Origin of the sequence: Bacteroides sp. AM41-16 (genome assembly GCF_003603495.1) — a bacterium.
Taxonomy (GTDB): domain Bacteria; phylum Bacteroidota; class Bacteroidia; order Bacteroidales; family Bacteroidaceae; genus Bacteroides; species Bacteroides uniformis.
Genome location: NZ_QTNE01000005.1, coordinates 20,601 through 37,778, shown reverse-complemented (window position 1 = coordinate 37,778; position 17,178 = coordinate 20,601). Strand labels below are relative to the sequence as shown.

General features: G+C 47.7%; 12 protein-coding genes. 7 read left to right on the top strand and 5 right to left on the bottom strand.

Annotated elements, in window-relative coordinates; translation table 11 throughout:
- Positions 1–106 precede the first annotated feature (106 nt).
- Positions 107–1,396, bottom strand: coding sequence for an inositol-3-phosphate synthase (locus tag DW896_RS06365; RefSeq protein ID WP_005835961.1), 1,290 nt, complete (start codon positions 1,394–1,396; stop codon positions 107–109).
- Positions 1,397–1,503: 107 nt separating this feature from the next.
- Positions 1,504–4,041 (bottom strand): DUF5686 and carboxypeptidase-like regulatory domain-containing protein, encoded by a 2,538-nt coding sequence (locus tag DW896_RS06360; RefSeq protein WP_119993052.1) that lies wholly within the window; start codon positions 4,039–4,041, stop codon positions 1,504–1,506.
- A gap of 188 nt (positions 4,042–4,229) precedes the next feature.
- On the opposite strand from DW896_RS06360, the gene aspT reads away from it, so the two are divergent.
- Together aspT and aspD are read left to right on the top strand one after the other, a co-directional pair.
- Entirely contained in the window at positions 4,230–5,924 is a 1,695-nt protein-coding gene (gene aspT, locus DW896_RS06355; RefSeq protein ID WP_119993050.1) for an aspartate-alanine antiporter, read from the top strand.
- Positions 5,925–6,200: 276 nt separating this feature from the next.
- Positions 6,201–7,835 carry an aspartate 4-decarboxylase gene (gene aspD, locus DW896_RS06350; protein WP_117962587.1) on the top strand — a complete coding sequence of 545 codons (1,635 nt, stop codon included), beginning with the start codon at positions 6,201–6,203 and terminating at the stop codon, positions 7,833–7,835.
- Positions 7,836–7,868: 33 nt separating this feature from the next.
- Here aspD and DW896_RS06345 read toward each other — a convergent pair whose 3' ends face one another.
- From DW896_RS06345 to DW896_RS06335, 3 genes are all read right to left on the bottom strand, one after another.
- A complete protein-coding gene (locus DW896_RS06345) occupies positions 7,869–9,182 on the bottom strand; it encodes a PAS domain-containing sensor histidine kinase (RefSeq protein WP_009036792.1) in 1,314 nt (437 codons plus the stop codon).
- On the bottom strand, positions 9,173–10,534 hold the full coding sequence (locus DW896_RS06340) for a sigma-54 dependent transcriptional regulator (protein ID WP_005835956.1): 1,362 nt from the start codon (positions 10,532–10,534) through the stop codon (positions 9,173–9,175). Before DW896_RS06340 ends, DW896_RS06345 begins: the two co-directional genes overlap by 10 nt.
- A gap of 143 nt (positions 10,535–10,677) precedes the next feature.
- Positions 10,678–12,165, bottom strand: a complete 1,488-nt coding sequence (locus DW896_RS06335; protein WP_005826781.1) for a TolC family protein — start codon at positions 12,163–12,165, stop codon at positions 10,678–10,680.
- A gap of 289 nt (positions 12,166–12,454) precedes the next feature.
- Here DW896_RS06335 and mce point away from each other — a divergent pair, with 289 nt between their 5' ends.
- The 5 genes from mce to DW896_RS06310 are packed head-to-tail and all read left to right on the top strand — an operon-like array spanning position 12,455 to position 17,067.
- On the top strand, positions 12,455–12,871 hold the full coding sequence (mce, locus tag DW896_RS06330; protein WP_009036790.1) for a methylmalonyl-CoA epimerase: 417 nt from the start codon (positions 12,455–12,457) through the stop codon (positions 12,869–12,871).
- A 58-nt stretch (positions 12,872–12,929) separates the two neighbouring features.
- Positions 12,930–14,483, top strand: a complete 1,554-nt coding sequence (locus DW896_RS06325; RefSeq protein WP_005826784.1) for an acyl-CoA carboxylase subunit beta — start codon at positions 12,930–12,932, stop codon at positions 14,481–14,483.
- A 31-nt stretch (positions 14,484–14,514) separates the two neighbouring features.
- On the top strand, positions 14,515–15,447 hold the full coding sequence (locus tag DW896_RS06320) for an OadG family transporter subunit (RefSeq protein ID WP_008663742.1): 933 nt from the start codon (positions 14,515–14,517) through the stop codon (positions 15,445–15,447).
- Between the two features lie 23 nt (positions 15,448–15,470).
- Complete coding sequence (locus tag DW896_RS06315) at positions 15,471–15,905, top strand: biotin/lipoyl-containing protein (protein ID WP_005826788.1); 435 nt, start codon at positions 15,471–15,473, stop codon at positions 15,903–15,905.
- A gap of 1 nt (position 15,906) precedes the next feature.
- Entirely contained in the window at positions 15,907–17,067 is a 1,161-nt protein-coding gene (locus DW896_RS06310; protein ID WP_005826789.1) for a sodium ion-translocating decarboxylase subunit beta, read from the top strand.
- The last annotated feature ends 111 nt before the right edge of the window (positions 17,068–17,178 follow it).

The window sequence follows — 17,178 nt, the reverse complement described above, 5'->3', positions numbered from 1 at the left end:
AACGGTAAAGTGATAAATGCAATAAAGTAATAAAAGTGATAAAGTGGTAAAGTGCTATCACTCTATCACCTTACCACCTTATTTCTATCACCTTATCACTGTTTTTTTAATCCAGATAACTTGGTGCAGTTTCACCCACCATGTTGCGGAGAGTCTCTTTCACCATGCGCCATTGCTGGAACAAATCGTGTACCGGCTCATGCTCGAAATCGTGCATCGGGCTCTTGCAGAAGAAGGACAGCCACGTCTGGATGCCGCACATGCCTGCACGCAATGCCAAATCACTGAAAATAACCAAGTCGAGCGCGATGGGAGCAGCAAGAATGGAGTCGCGACACAGGAAGTTAACCTTGATTTCCATCGGATAGCCCATCCAGCCGAAAATATCGATGTTGTCCCATGCTTCCTTGTTATCCTTACGAGGAGGATAGTAGTTGATGCGTACCTTATGATAAACATCACCGTACAAGTCAGGATATTTCTCCGGTTCGAAGATATTGTCGATAACAGACAGCTTGCTGACCTCTTTTGTCTTGAAGTTCTCCGGTTGGTCGAGTACCTCGCCGTCACGGTTACCCAGAATATTCGTAGAGAACCAGCCGCTTACACCCAACATACGGGTCTTGAACATCGGAGCAAGCACCGTCTTCATCAAAGTCTGGCCACTCTTGAAGTCCTTACCGGAAATGGGCACATTCATTTTCTTGGAGAATTCCCACATGGCTGGAGTATCCACACACAGATTAGGAGCACCCATAATAAACGGAGCGCCTTCTGCAATGGCAGCGTATGCATAGCACATACTCGGAGAGATGACTTCAGTATTGTTTTCCTTCATTGCCTGTTCCAAAGCAGCGAGAGATTCGTGCTCCTTGGACAGAGGAATATATATTTCGGTACTTGCAGCCCACAGCACAGCAATACGCTCGCAGTTATTGGCTGCCTTGAAGTTACGGATATCCTCACGCAACTGCTCTGTCATTTCCCAGCGAGTAGCAGCCTTCTTAATATGCGTACCGTTCAAACGTTTTGCAAAATTGTGGTCGAATGCAGCAGGCATCGGCTTGATGGCTTGCAGTTCGTCTTTTACCAAATTCAAGTCTTTCTCTTTCAAAACCTCGGCATACATAGCAGCTTCGTAGGCGTTGTCCGGGAAAATGTCCCAACCGCCGAAAACGATATCATTCAAATCAGCCAAAGGCACTATGTCTTTGATAAGTTTTTCCTTGCCATCCTGCATGCGCATAGCAGCCATTTGTGTGATTGAGCCTATAGCTTTTGCCAAGCCCTTGCGAGCAGCTAATGTACCGGTAATCATGGTGGTTGCAACCGCACCACCTACTCCGACTACCAGCACGCCCAGGCGTCCGGTTGCCGGCTTAATGTTTTCTTTCATTGCCATTGTATTATTTAGAGTTTAAAAAATTGCTCAAATTTAGGGTATTTTACTCAATTGGGATTAGTCATTTTATCCGATTTAATGTCCTATTAGTAAGATTTAAGTTAAAATGTCATGTGTAGACTGATTCTGAGCCCGGATTTGTCGATATTTGGTAAATTTCGGTAAGTCAAACGCCATACATAATCGACACGCAATACTTTGAAAATATTTTCAACACCTACACCTGCCTCTACGTATGGCGTATGCCCCATTGTAGTGCTGCCGGCAGGAAAACGGAACAAATCCTGCTGAAAAGCCGGATTATTCTTATCACTCAAATTCCCATACAAGCCGCGACAGGAAAGCACTTCACGCCATTTCAACTTTTTCAACAAAGGAATACGGTTGAAGAGCCAGCCGTTCAAGTAATAGGTCACATCCCAGGAAGCGTATTCATCGTTCATGAATTCCATGGCATTCATCAGTGAATAGGACTCGGGCTGTATGGTATAGGACAAGTTCGCGTTGGGAATGACGAGCAAAGGGAAAGGAACCTTATTCCAGACTTTTCCGGCTTTCAGGATAACGTCCGTATAACCGAATGCCGAGAACCAGAAACGCTTTTGAAAACCCGCTTCCGTATAGTGATAGGTATAGTCTCCTCCCAGTACCCCTTTGGCAGCCATGGTATGTGTAAGCGAAAAGACCGGAGCATCCAGCGAAACGGGGAAACGGTTCCATTGGGTCTGGAAGAATTTCTCGTTGGGAGCATAGCGCAGCTTCAATTCCAGCTCACTGGTCGAAATACTTTTTACATACGTATTACGGTCATCCTGCTTGACGAAAGGAATCAGATGGGATGATTCATCTTTACGCAGGCGCGCCGTCATCTGTACGGAAAAGCCGGAATGGAACTCATTGGTATAGGTCAGTTCCGCCTTCCGCTGATAACCGATACGGTCATCCTTCTGACGTTTCAAAGCAAGAAAAACATTGTCCTGACTGGTATAAAGATAGTGTTGTCCATATTGATTGACATCTGACAAGTAACGGAGCTTCAACGAATGTATAGGAAATTCATTGGCATATTCCTTCTTCTTATGAAAAGAATATTCCAGTTCGGCAAGTCCTTTTACACGATGGTCGCGAAAACCGTATGCCATATACCCCCTACCGAACAGATGCGGATTGAGCCATGCCGTCGTCATACCGCCGGCACGCAAGCGCACCCCTTCCAGTGTATTTCCGCTGATAGTGGTATTCATCATACCGATATAGAACAAAGGTTCTTTTTCCTTCGGAGCGGGAATATACCCCGTGAACAGCACCTTCAACACTTTCTCCGTCCAGAAATAAACGGGATAGCTGCGCAACTGGGCCATCATCTTGTCCACCGAAGTCTCTTTCTTGCTGACCTCCACCTGGCGGTTGGCATCCCAATATGCTTCCGAATAGCCGGAAGCCGATGTCTCTTCAATCACCTTTTCCGCTTTTCGGAAAGCCTGCAGAGCCTTGTCATCCGGTTCATACTGATAATTTCTGTAATACACATCCCGCTTGGCATAAATACCGTCACTATTGTCCACCAACTTGAACTCCGTAGTGATACTCTCATTGAGCAACTGCCTCGTACCGTCCTCCGCGCGGTCAAAATTCTGTTCAATCTTCATGTAGTCCACAAAGTTCAGATTTATTTTCTGAGGAAAGTTCATGACGGCACGCTTTACAAAATAGGTACTGTCCAGCATGACGTATAAATGTCCCGTAAAACCGAACGACTCGGAGTTGAAAGGGACAAATGTCAAGTCAACACAAGGCTTTCCGGCAACGGTAAGCGTATCCATCAGATAATATTTGTAGAAAGACGGCCCAAGGGAGGAAAGCGGACTGACAAACTTATTGGTGAACAAGGTGATGTTGTTCTCATAAAGGTCTACATCGGTCATGGTGACACTGATAGCCTGCTCCATACCCTGCTGGGAAAGCATTTCGTCCACTCCTGCCTGCCTGCGGGCGGTGACCCACTGTTTCCGGCTATGCGGAGACTTGCGGTAATAGTCTGTGGCAAGTAACTCACGGTTGGAGATGGCCAGTACCGGCCTGCCGGTAACGGCAGAGGTATCGACATAATCCGTCAGGAACTTGAACTTACGGTAAAGCCACTTCTGTTGCTTCAAGCTGTCGAAGTTATTGATGGCAAAAGTCATTTTTTCGTAGCGATCACGTTTCCAAAAGTCGCGTTCGTCGGGCGAGTAGTCATCCCGATGCTCTATCATCTTGCGTACAAACTCCACTGTGGGATTATCCTTTTTCTTATACCGTTCACGTTTCGGCTTCACCACCACCTCATCCAGTGCATAAGTGGCTGGCGAAAGGGCAATATTGAACTTAGAAGACTTTGCAGGATGAATCAGCCGGACATATTCATTATATCCCACGGCCGAAATGACCAGCGTGGCCTCCGGGCGATAGGTCTTGAAGGAAAAACGGCCGTTATTGTCCGTCATCCCTCCCTCCGTAGTTCCTTTCAGATAAACTGACGTATAAGGCAATGGCTCCTTCGTCAACGAATCGGTGACAACGCCTTGCACCATATATTGTGCTCTCAATGGAAGAGTAACCAGCTGGATAAGCAGAAATACCCTAAAAAACAACTTCATACCTTGTTTTACCTAATTTGGATGGCAAAGGTACGGAAGAAAACTTTTTCTTAAAGTTCGGTTTTACGGAATAAATGTTCTAAAAAACTCCTTTTGTACAAAACACTTCCCGTTAAAAGCCGTTGTATAGCGAAACGACGCTCCAGAAAGCATCGGAACAACCAATATATAACCTAAACAACTTGATTATGGAATGGATTTTCAACCAGCTCAGGGAACGCCCCGAACTTGCCATTTTCCTCACTATATTCCTGGGATTCTGGCTGGGGAAACTGCGTATCGGTAAGTTTACGCTGGGCACAGTGACCAGTGTACTGCTTGTAGGCGTACTGGTAGGGCAACTGAATATAGCCGTACCGGGTCCGATAAAGTCGGTATTTTTTCTACTTTTCCTTTTTGCCGTGGGCTATAAAGTGGGTCCCCAGTTCTTCCGCGGACTGAAAAAGGACGGATTACCCCAAGTAGGCTTTGCCGTACTGATGTGTGTATCCGTACTGTTAGTGACCTGGCTGCTGGCCCTGATGATGGGCTACAATGCCGGTGAAGCTGCCGGACTGCTGGCCGGTTCGCAAACCATCTCCGCCGTCATCGGAGTGGCAGAAGACACCATGGCCAATATGGGACTGGACGAGGCCCAACGACAAAGTTACGTCAACATCATTCCCGTATCCTACGCCGTCACCTACATTTTCGGTACGGCAGGCTCGGCATGGGTCCTATCATCCATTGGTCCCAAGATGCTAGGCGGGCTGGAAAAGGTGAAAGCCGCCTGCAAGGAACTGGAGGCGAAGATGGGCAGCTCTCTGGCTGACGAACCGGGATTCATGCCGGCGGCACGCCCCGTCACTTTCCGTGCCTACCGGGTCGAAAACGAATGGTTCAAGAATGGAAAGCGGGTGATTGACCTGGAAGTCTACTTCCGGCAGCACGACAAACGTCTATTTGTGGAACGCCTCCGCAAATCCGGAGTTGTGGTGGAAGTCAGCATGAACATACAGATAGAGCCGGGAGACGAAGTAGTGCTAAGCGGACGCCGCGAATACATCATAGGCGAAGAAAGCTGGATAGGGCCGGAAGTACAAGATGCCCAGCTCCTGGATTTTCCTGCCGAAAAGTTACCGGTTACAATCACACGCAAGACGGTTGCCGGCAAGACGGTTGCAGCTATCCGAAGGGAAAAGTTCATGCACGGTGTCAGTATCCGGAGTATCAAGCGCGCCGGAATATCCATTCCCGTGCTGGCACAAACGGTAGTAGATGCCGGCGACGTCATCGAAGTGGTAGGTACCAGGCAGGAAGTGGAAGCAGCAGCCAAACGTCTGGGGTATATAGACCGCCCTACCAACCAGACGGATATGATATTCGTAGGCCTTGGTATCCTTGTCGGAGGTTTGTTCGGAGCACTTTCCGTCCATATCGGCGGCATCCCCATCAGCTTGAGCACAAGCGGCGGCGCATTGATTGCGGGCTTGTTCTTCGGCTGGCTCCGCAGTAAGCACCCCACCTTCGGGCGCATTCCCGAACCTTCGCAATGGGTGTTGAACAATGTCGGTCTGAACATGTTCATTGCGGTAGTGGGCATTTCGGCAGGTCCCAGTTTCGTGCAGGGCTTCCACGACGTAGGTATCAGTCTGTTTCTGGTGGGAGCAGCCGCCACCGCCCTGCCGCTGATTATCGGCTTGCTGCTGGCAAGGTATGTTTTCAAGTTCCATCCGGCACTGGCTTTGGGCGTCTGCGCGGGGGCACGTACCACTACGGCCGCTTTAGGCGCGGTGCAGGATGCCGTTGAGAGTGAGACACCTGCTCTGGGATACACCGTGACCTATGCCGTGGGCAATACCTTATTAATAATATGGGGTGTAGTCATCGTTTTGCTAATATAAGACGATTCTGTACCAATGCTTACTAATCCGGAGCATTCAAAGAATTATTGCCGGAAATGCAAGCGACTATATACCCATTCACTAATAGCTATTCGTCCGACAGCTGTCGGACGATAATTCAACAGTTGTCGGACGATGATTCAACAACTGTCGGACGAAAAGGAAACATATATCGGACGATTAATTTCAAGCAAGGAAAGAAATAGTATACCGCATGAACAGAGATTATTCGCCGAATGACTGAAAACAATAAATAACGAACCTAAACTTGAGCTTATGGATACAAAACTTTTAGAAAAGAAAATGGAATCTATCAGTCCTTTCGAACTGAAGAACCGCCTGATAGACATGGCAGACGAGAGTCTGAAGAAAACCGCCCGTACCATGCTGAACGCAGGGCGCGGCAACCCCAACTGGATTGCAACCGCTCCACGCGAAGCCTTCTTCCTGTTGGGAAGCTTCGGCCTGGAAGAGTGCCGCCGCATCATGGATTTGCCCGAGGGAATTGCAGGCATCCCCGAAAAAAAAGGCATTGCCTCTCGCTTCGAAGCCTTCCTGAAAAAGAACAATAACGTACCGGGCGCCAAATTGCTGGAACAAACCTACAACTACCTGCTGATGCAGCATGCCGCCGACCCCGACAGCCTTGTACACGAATGGGCCGAAAGCATTGTAGGCGACCAGTATCCCGTGCCCGACCGCATCCTTCATTTTACGGAAATCCTTGTGCAAGATTACCTTTCGCAAGAGATGTGCGACAACCGTCCTCCCCGGGGTGCCTATGACCTGTTTGCCACCGAAGGTGGAACAGCCGCCATGTGCTACATCTTCGACTCCCTGCAGGAAAACTTCCTGCTGAACAAAGGGGACGGCATCGTCCTCATGGTTCCTGCCTTTACCCCCTATATTGAAATCCCACAACTCAGCCGCTACCAGTTTCGAGTGACCAAAATACATGCCAACCGCATGAATAACGAAGGGATGCACCTCTGGCAGTACAGCGACGAAGACATAGACCGCTTGAAAAGCCCTAAAATCAAGGCCCTCTTTGTCACCAATCCCAGTAATCCGCCCAGCTACACACTCAGTCCGGATACAATGGCGCGCATCGTGAGTATCGTCAGAAATGACAACCCTAATCTGATGATTATTACAGACGACGTATACGGTACATTCAGTCCGCACTTCCGTTCGTTCATGGCAGAAATTCCCTACAATACGCTTTGCGTCTATTCATTCTCCAAATACTTCGGTGCCACCGGATGGCGCAATGCGGTCATCGCCCTGCACGAATTCAATCTGTTCGACAAGCTGATAGCCAAACTGCCGAAAGAGAAACGGGAGATTCTGCACCACCGCTACTCCACCCTCACTCTGGAACCTGAAAAACTGAAGTTTATCGACCGTATGGTTGCCGACAGCCGTCAGGTGGCACTGAACCATACCGCCGGACTGTCATTGCCACAACAGATGCAGATGGGCCTTTTCGCCGCCTTTGCCCTGCTGGACAAGGAAAACAAATACAAGCAAAAGATGCAGGAGATTATCCGCCGCCGATTGCATGCCCTTTGGGAAAATACCGGTTTCACGCTGACGGAAGACCCGTTGCGCGTAGGTTATTATACAGAAATCGACATGCTGGTTTGGGCAAAGAAGTTCTATGGGGACGACTTTGTAGAATATCTGAAACGTACCTACAGCCCGCTGAACGTAGTCTTCCGCCTTGCCAAAGAAACCTCTCTGGTGCTGCTGAACGGCGGTGGTTTTGACGGCCCCGAATGGAGCGTACGCGCCTCACTCGCCAATCTGGACGAGAAAGACTATGCAACCATCGGCCAAGGCATTAAAAAGATACTGGAGGAGTATGCAAAAGAATTCTTTAAAAATGGAAAGGCGAAAGGTAAAAATTGAAAATTGAAAGGTGAAAGGTAAAACTTTCAAATTTCAATTAAATAGTATACGGAAGCGGGTCAATCCATCGTTGTAGGTACGTAAGGAGAACGTGCAACCATGACGGCTCAAAACTTCCCGGATAAACACCAGGCCAATTCCCTGCCCGTTCGGCTTGGTGGAAAAGAAGGGGCTGAAGAGTTTAGCTTCGGTCTCTTTACTTATCCCCGGACCATTGTCAACGACTTCGACAGAAGCGGGGGCAGTGGTCCTTACTATTATCTCACCTTGCTGTCCGTTTTCTCCGGCGTCCCCCTCTATACTTTCGGCGGCATTCTTGATGATATTCACAAGCACCTGCTCAAAAAGAGAAGCATCCATACGCACCATTCCCACCTCCGGGTCGCATTCCAGACGTAGCTCTATATTGCGGTCATTGCACATTCCTTCCATGAAACGCTTGCACATGGACACCAACTCATTCAGCTGGACGGGCACCAGGGTAGGTTCAGGTATCTTTACCACATCTGCAAAACGGGTAATGAAACGGCTCATCGAGAAACAACGCTCCGTACAGACGCGCATCACGTCGCAGATGTCCTCCATATCATCTTCTGTAGAAAGTGCCTGCTCCACTGTATCGAGTGTGGAAGTGATGCCCGCAGTGGTATTGTTCACTTCATGAGCTATCATGCGGATTACCTTTTCATAGGCACGTTTCTCGGCACGCATCACTTCTTCCGTCATACGCTCTATCAAGAAAAAAGGATGTTTGAACCCTCTGTCAATAAAAGAAGAATGGGTGCATTTATAAATATTCGCATCATTGAGACGGACCACTGCCGTCTCGTCTTTGGGAATAGACGAAAGTTCGGCAGCCAACGGGGAGTCCATCTGGTCCAGCCGCTTTGCCATCGCCTCCTCCATACGGACACCGAGCATCTTTACCGCCATCGGATTCAGTTGCGACACTTCATCGTCCATTGTCAGGATAATAACCCCCATTGGAGATGCCTGAATCAGCAAATCCAAGAAGTGATTCTGCTCGCGCATGCGCAACCGTTCATTCTTGAGCTGCTCCATCATTCGGTTAAAGATATTCACAATGCGGTCTGCCTCGTACTGCCCTACCCGACTGAGACGGCTACTGAAATCCTGCTCGCGCAGCAACTCCATACCGCTGCCGATGGTATTCATCGGCTTCACTATCTTATTATAGAATACTATCAGATAGATAAGGATAAACCCGATGAGCCCCTCCAACACGTACAGATACAAAGAAGGCTTTCCACTCAGCAGATATACCAGCATTCCACCCAGACCGAGCAGAAAAAGGACAAGTATGAAGAAAAAGAATTTTATGCGCACGGGACTTGAATATTATATTTTTCCAAACGTCTGTAAAGCGCAGCGCGGCTGATGCCTAATGACACTGCCACTTGACTGAGATTCCCTTTATGCTGTTCCAACGCCTGCAAGATAGTCTGCCGCTCTATTTCATCCAAGGTCATACCTGCAAAAGAAGTACCTTCGGCAGCTTTGGCCGGTTCGTCGTGACGCAGATATTGGGCATCAAAATCCGTGGCATCCAGCACCGGCTTGCCGCTGACCAGAATGGTACGCTCCACCAGATTCTTCAACTCACGAATGTTGCCCGGATAAGGCAGGCGGGAAAGGAAATTCAGAGCGTCGGCCGAGAAATCCGTACGCGGCAAGCCGTTCACCTCTGCCTGACGGTCGGCAAAGTGACGTGCCAGCAAAGGAATATCTTCACGGCGCTCCCGCAAGGAGGGCAGTTTTACGGTAATCAGGTTGATACGGTAAAAAAGGTCTTCACGGAAAGTACGTTCGGACACCATCTTGCGGAGGTCTGCATTAGTGGCGGACACAACGCGTACATCGACTTTGCGGGGACGGCTATCGCCCAGCACTTCGAATGTCTGGTCCTGAAGCACGCGCAGCAGTTTCACCTGGCAGGAAGGGTCGAGGTCACCAATCTCGTCGAGGAAGATGGTACCTTTGTTTGCCATTTCAAAACGCCCTATACGGTCGGCACTGGCATCGGTAAACGCCCCTTTCTTATGGCCGAACATCTCGCTCTCGAACAAGCTCTGCGAGATGCCACCAAGGTTCACCTTGACAAAGGGCTGCTTCACGCGTTGGCTGTTGATATGGATGGCTTCGGCAATCAGCTCCTTGCCCGTTCCGCTTTCGCCCGTAATCAGCACCGAAGCATTGGTACGGGCTATGCGAGCCACTGTGTTCAGCACTTCCATCAGCCCTTTGGACTTACCTATAATATGGCTGCGATTCAATGCGGTAGTCTGCTCTTCCGGCACCTCTTTCGGGGCGGCCGTAAGTTCAAGGGCCGTCTCGATGCGCTGCAAAAGAGCAGCATTGTTCCAAGGCTTGGTTATGAAATCGAATGCGCCGGCCTGCATACCCTGCACGGCAAGCTGGATACTTCCCCATGCCGTCATCAAAATAACGGGCACATCGGGACGGAACACCTTTACCTGCTTCAATAAGGTAAGTCCCTCTTCTCCGGTAGTGGAAAGAGTGAAGTTCATATCCATCAAAATCAAAGCGGGAGCTTCGGCCCTAACTATATCCATAGCTTCGCGAGGACCCGGAGCCGTTTTCACCTCATATCCGGCACGCTTCAGCATAAAGCTGAGGGAAGAGCGCACAGCACTATCGTCGTCTATTATCAGTATCATAAAAATTGTAGTTTGTTTCCCGCAAAAATAAGTAAAAAAGCAGAGTTATGAATGATAAGTTATAAGTTATTTACCTATAATATCGCATATACGGTACTTTTACCGGCAAATAATTCATAACTTATCACTTGCAACCCGTCGACTTATCCTCTTACCACCTCTTCAAAATCAGCTTCCAATTCCGTATCGCGTTCAAAATCCCAAAGGGTCAAGCTGCGGAGCTGATAGAAGTAATACCAATAGTAGTACAGCTCTGAAATATGCTTTTGACGGGCTTCGTCTTTAGAGTTCTGTGCATCGTTCAGGTCCAGGGTGCTGATTTTACCTATCATAAAGGTCTCTACACTGGTCTTGTAACGCTTCTCAGCAATGACATCCGCCTCTTCGGCTATGTCCAGCTGTTGCGCCTGGTTGTTGAAGTTAGCCACCAGCAAAAAGATGTCCTGGTTAAAGTCCATCTGTTCCTGACGGATTCTGGACAAGACCACTTCACGGTTGCTCTTTGCCACCCTTACCTTGCCGCGGCGCTTGCCCCAGTCAAGGATAGGAATCTTGACGCCTACCTGCACAATCTGATTATCAAGCAAGTCCCGGTAGGCTGAAGAGAATTCATGGTTCTGCCCCGTATAGCCCACACTGGCAAAGAGGTCGATGCTGCGCAAGTTTCCGCGTGCCGTTGCCACTTCATAATCAGCTTCGAGCTGGCGGCGGCGAATGTTCTGTGCAAAGGAGTTGCGTTCCAGTGCCTTGTTCAGCACACGGTCATACTCCATCTTTATATCGGGAACAGTGGCGGGCAACACCGGATTCAGGCTTTCCTGCTCGGACACCCCGAGGAAAGAACGGAGCTGGAACATTTTTGCATTCAGGTTGCTCTCTGCCTCAGTCACGTCGGCCTTGCCCTGCAATGAATTCAGTTTAAGCTGCAACAAATCATTCTCGGATATCTGTCCCATTTTACGTTTGGCTATGGCCACTTCATAAAGGCGGTCGGCATTCGTCTTGTTCTGCATGGCGGTAGCGAGCGATTCTTTGGCCAGCAGCAACTCAAAGAAATAAGTGATGGTTTTCATCGTCACCTCTTCCGTAGCTGAAATGAACTCGGCCTTTGCCTCGGCATAGCGTACGGGCTCTATACGGCGGTTCCACTTCAAGGTATTCACTCCGAAGACCGGTTGCGTCAACTCCAGACTCACGGGGACTGACATGAACTGCTTCGCTCCTCCGGAACCCAGTTGTTTGAGATAATCCAGCGAAGAAGTCAGTGACAGCTTACCCCCCGTAAACCAAATGTTCTGGTCTACCGAAAGCTGTCCGGACAGCCCCAGTGTATTGTTGCGAACAAAGCTATAGGAGCCGTCGGAATTCTGGTAGGTACTGTAGGACTTGTTATAGTTGGGTAGTGTACCGGTGAAATTCACTTCCGGCAACAAGTCCGCACGGAATGTACGGTATTCCCAATACGCGGTTTTCAATTCATTCAATGCCACAGCAGCATCCACAGACTGCGTACGGGCCAGTACAATGGCCTCCGACAGCGTAATATTGCGTTCATGTCCCAAAGTATCATTCTGCGCCATGGTTGCCAACGGCATCAAAAAACAAACTGCAAGTAAAATATTCTTTTTCATGTTCAATCTTTAAAATTGTCGCAAACAGAAAAGCAAAGAGTGTGCCAAGTGGCCGGAAAGGTTTCATAGAGGGGTAAGTGTTCATTTTCGGACAGTGGGGATGTCCGTTAGCGGACGATATCAAGAAAACAACCGGTCTCTATCTAAAGTCTGAAAAAATCCTTCTAAAGTTCAATTAACCATTAATTAATTGATGAAAAATTTCTTTATTAAGGAAGAATTCTCTTTCTTTGTGCTGCTTTATACCTTTATTAAAAAGGATACAATACTAACATTAATTTATATAGTTATGAAGATTTCACACATTGAGCATCTGGGCATTGCCGTTAAGAGCATTGAAGAAGCCCTTCCGTACTACGAAAACGTTTTAGGTTTGAAATGCTACAACATCGAAACCGTGGAAGATCAGAAAGTTAGAACCGCTTTCCTGAAAGTGGGCGATGTAAAGATCGAATTGTTGGAACCTACTTCTCCCGAAAGCACAATTGCCAAGTTCATCGAAAAGAACAACGGTAACGGTGGCATGCATCATCTCGCATTCGCCGTTGAAGACGGAGTGGCCGGTGCGCTTGCCGAAGTCGAAGAAAAAGGTATCCGCCTTATAGACAAAGCTCCCCGCAAAGGTGCAGAAGGTCTGAACATTGCATTCCTGCATCCGAAGTCAACTCTCGGTGTCCTGACCGAGCTTTGCGAGAAACCGGAATAAGCAAGACTGTAAAATCATCAAATCATAAATTGTATAAACACTTAAAGAATATAAATTCATGAGTAATCAACTTGAAAAGATTAAAGAGCTTATAGACCGCCGCGCTGCAGCACGTCTCGGTGGTGGTGAAAAAGCGATTGCAAAGCAACACGAGAAGGGTAAATATACAGCTCGCGAGCGCATAGCCATGCTTCTCGACGAAGGCAGTTTCGAAGAAATGGACATGTTCGTAGAACATAGATGCACCAACTTCGGCATGGAAAAGAAACACTACCCCGGTGACGGTGTAGTAACCGGTTGCGGTACAATCGAAGGCCGTCTGGTTTATATCTTCGCACAGGACTTCACAGTTTCTGCCGGTTCACTGTCCGAAACCATGTCTCTGAAAATCTGTAAGATTATGGACCAAGCCATGAAAATGGGTGCTCCGTGTATCGGTATCAACGACTCGGGCGGTGCACGTATTCAGGAAGGTATTAATGCCTTGGCTGGCTACGCTGAAATCTTCCAACGTAACATACTTGCTTCGGGTGTCATTCCGCAGATTTCCGGTATTTTCGGTCCTTGTGCCGGTGGCGCCGTTTACTCTCCTGCCTTGACAGACTTTACTTTGATGATGGAAGGTACATCCTACATGTTCCTTACCGGTCCGAAGGTAGTAAAGACTGTAACCGGAGAAGACGTAAGCCAGGAAAACCTGGGTGGTGCGAGCGTTCACTCCACCAAATCTGGTGTTACTCATTTTACTGCACAGACAGAAGAAGAAGGTTTGGCTCTTATCCGCAAACTGTTGAGCTACATTCCCCAGAACAACCTGGAAGAAGCTCCCTATGTAGACTGTACAGACCCTATCGACCGTCTGGAAGATTCCCTGAACGACATCATTCCTGATAACCCGAACAAGCCGTACGATATGTACGAGGTAATTGGTGCTATCATAGATAATGGTGAGTTCCTCGAAATCCAAAAAGATTATTCAAAGAATATCATTATTGGTTTCGCACGTTTCAACGGACAGTCCGTAGGTATTGTTGCCAACCAGCCGAAGTATCTGGCAGGTGTGCTCGACAGCAACGCATCCCGCAAGGGCGCACGCTTCGTCCGTTTCTGCGACGCCTTCAATATTCCTATCGTATCATTGGTAGACGTACCGGGATTCCTTCCGGGAACCGGCCAGGAGTACAACGGCGTCATCCTGCACGGTGCCAAACTGCTGTATGCATACGGTGAAGCTACTGTACCCAAGGTTACCATCACACTGCGTAAATCCTACGGTGGTTCGCACATCGTGATGAGCTGTAAGCAGCTGCGTGGCGACATGAATTATGCTTGGCCTACTGCTGAAATCGCTGTAATGGGTGGTGCAGGTGCTGTAGAAGTATTATATGCCCGCGAAGCCAAAGAGCAGGAAAATCCGGCTCAATTCCTGGCTGAAAAAGAGGCTGAATACACCAAGTTGTTTGCCAATCCTTATAATGCAGCTAAATATGGCTACATTGATGATGTTATCGAACCGCGTAACACACGTTTCCGCATCATTCGTGCCCTGCAACAGTTGCAAACCAAGAAATTGACTAACCCGGCTAAGAAGCATGGTAATATTCCCTTGTAATCAAGCTTTTCACACTAAAACAAGAACGATTATGAATAAAACAAAAATCGGAATATTCCTTTCATTGATGCTGGTGTTAGGCTTTTGCTCTTCTTGCAAAGAACAGAAATCGAACAACAAACTGCTGCTGAATGAAGTGCTGGTCAACAACGAAAGCAACTATCAGGATGACTACGGTGTGCACAGCGCATGGATTGAAATATTCAACAGATCATACGGCAGCGCCGACCTTGCAGGTTGCTATCTGAAATTCAGCAGCCAGCCGGGTGATACTGCCAGTTATTTCATTCCCAAAGGTGACGTTCTGACACTCATAAAACCACGTCAGCATGCACTTTTCTGGGCTGATGGAGAACCAAGACGCGGTACATTTCATACGAACTTCAAACTGGATGCCACAAATGCCAACTGGATTGGGTTGTATGATTCCGGCAAGAAATTGCTTGATCAAGTCATAGTGCCTGCCGGTACTTTAAAAGCCAACCAATCCTATGCCCGTGTCAGTGATGCAGCCGACCAATGGGAAGTAAAGGGTGGAAGCGAAGATAAATATGTCACTCCGAGTACCAACAACAAGACTATCGACAGCAATGCCAAAATGGAAAAATTCGAAGAGCATGACAGCGTAGGTATCGGTATGGCTATTTCTGCCATGAGCGTTGTATTCTGCGGGCTGATATTACTCTACATCTCCTTCAAGATTATAGGTAAAATATCAGTTAACCTCAGCAAACGCAATGCCATGAAAGCTAAAGGTATTACTGATAAACAAGAAGCAAAAGAGAAACAACTGGGGCAGGCTCCGGGAGAAGTTTTTGCTGCCATTTCAATGGCCATGCACGAATTCCAAAGCGATGTACACGATGTGGAAGACACGATACTTACCATTACCCGTGTAAAACGCAGTTACTCACCGTGGAGTTCAAAGATTTATACGTTGCGTGAGACTCCTCACAAAAAGTAAGTCACCCATAATAAAATAAAACGATGAAAGAATATAAATATAAAATTAACGGTAACGTATATAAAGTTGCCATTGGAGATATTGAAGACAACATCGCTCATGTAGAAGTGAACGGTACTCCCTACAAAGTTGAAATGGAAAAAGCACCGAAGGTAGTCGTTAAACCGGTAGCACGTCCGGCAGCCACATCCGCTCCTGCTGCTCCTGCTACTCCGGTAGTAAAACCGGCCGCTGCTTCTACCGGCAAGTCAGGTGTAAAATCTCCGCTTCCCGGTGTAATCCTCGATATCAAAGTAAATGTCGGCGATACAGTAAAGAAGGGACAAGTTATCATCATTTTGGAAGCCATGAAGATGGAAAACAATATCAATGCTGATAAAGACGGTAAGATTACAGCCATCAATGTAAACAAAGGGGACTCTGTTCTCGAAGGTACTGACCTCGTAATTATTGAATAATATGGGAGAATTTATCACATTTTTAGGAAACAACCTTGCCGACTTCTGGACTTATACAGGTTTTGCCAATGCAACGGTAGGACATGTGGTAATGCTTCTGGTAGGTTTGTTTTTCATATACTTGGCTGTAGCCAAGGAATTTGAGCCGATGCTATTAATTCCTATCGGTTTCGGTATGCTGATTGGTAATATACCTTTCAATATGGAAGCCGGATTGAAAGTTGGTATCTATGAAGAAGGTTCCGTACTTAATATTCTGTACCAGGGAGTAACCTCCGGTTGGTACCCGCCACTCATATTCCTGGGTATCGGTGCCATGACGGATTTCTCTGCTTTGATATCGAACCCCAAATTAATGTTGGTTGGTGCAGCAGCCCAATTCGGTATATTCGGTGCTTATATGATTGCCCTTGCCATAGGATTTGACCCGATGCAGGCTGGTGCAATCGGTATCATTGGTGGTGCCGATGGTCCGACTGCCATCTTCCTCTCTTCTAAACTGGCTCCTAACTTAATGGGTGCCATTGCGGTATCAGCCTATTCATATATGGCATTAGTACCGGTGATACAGCCGCCTATTATGCGTTGGCTGACCAGTAAAAATGAACGTCTTATCCGTATGAAACCTCCCCGTGTGGTTTCACATACGGAAAAAGTAATGTTCCCGATTATCGGTTTGTTACTGACCACATTCCTTGTACCATCCGGTCTGCCTTTGCTGGGTATGCTGTTCTTCGGTAATTTACTGAAAGAAAGTGGAGTCACACGTCGTCTGGCAAACACAGCCAGTGGTCCGCTGATTGATACCATTACTATTCTGCTTGGTTTGACAGTAGGTGCTTCTACGCAAGCATCCGAGTTCTTAACCCTTGATTCAATCAAGATATTCGGTCTGGGCGCCTTATCATTTGTCATTGCCACAGCATCCGGTGTCATCTTCGTGAAGATTTTCAACCTCTTCCTGAAGAAAGGCAACAAGATTAATCCGTTGATCGGTAATGCCGGTGTATCTGCCGTACCCGACTCTGCACGTATCTCCCAAGTAGTAGGTCTGGAATACGATCCTACCAACTATCTGCTGATGCATGCCATGGGCCCGAACGTTGCCGGTGTAATCGGTTCCGCTGTAGCAGCAGGTATCCTGCTGGGATTCTTAATGTAATACATTTATTCATTCCGTTATCCGGCTTGAATTCTGAACTATTTTAGAGCCCCTTCATTTTTGGAGGGGCTTTTTCGTTAATCTATCTAAAACAGATTACGATTATTTCGT

Excerpts from the sequence above, each read along its gene's own strand:
- DW896_RS06365 (WP_005835961.1), bottom strand. The coding sequence starts at position 1,396 with ATGAAAGAAAACATTAAGCCGGCAACCGGACGCCTGGGCGTGCTGGTA.
- DW896_RS06360 (WP_119993052.1), bottom strand. The coding sequence starts at position 4,041 with ATGAAGTTGTTTTTTAGGGTATTTCTGCTTATCCAGCTGGTTACTCTT.
- aspT (WP_119993050.1), top strand. The coding sequence starts at position 4,230 with ATGGAATGGATTTTCAACCAGCTCAGGGAACGCCCCGAACTTGCCATT.
- aspD (WP_117962587.1), top strand. The coding sequence starts at position 6,201 with ATGGATACAAAACTTTTAGAAAAGAAAATGGAATCTATCAGTCCTTTC.
- DW896_RS06340 (WP_005835956.1), bottom strand. The coding sequence starts at position 10,534 with ATGATACTGATAATAGACGACGATAGTGCTGTGCGCTCTTCCCTCAGC.
- DW896_RS06335 (WP_005826781.1), bottom strand. The coding sequence starts at position 12,165 with ATGAAAAAGAATATTTTACTTGCAGTTTGTTTTTTGATGCCGTTGGCA.
- mce (WP_009036790.1), top strand. The coding sequence starts at position 12,455 with ATGAAGATTTCACACATTGAGCATCTGGGCATTGCCGTTAAGAGCATT.
- DW896_RS06325 (WP_005826784.1), top strand. The coding sequence starts at position 12,930 with ATGAGTAATCAACTTGAAAAGATTAAAGAGCTTATAGACCGCCGCGCT.
- DW896_RS06320 (WP_008663742.1), top strand. The coding sequence starts at position 14,515 with ATGAATAAAACAAAAATCGGAATATTCCTTTCATTGATGCTGGTGTTA.
- DW896_RS06315 (WP_005826788.1), top strand. The coding sequence starts at position 15,471 with ATGAAAGAATATAAATATAAAATTAACGGTAACGTATATAAAGTTGCC.
- DW896_RS06310 (WP_005826789.1), top strand. The coding sequence starts at position 15,907 with ATGGGAGAATTTATCACATTTTTAGGAAACAACCTTGCCGACTTCTGG.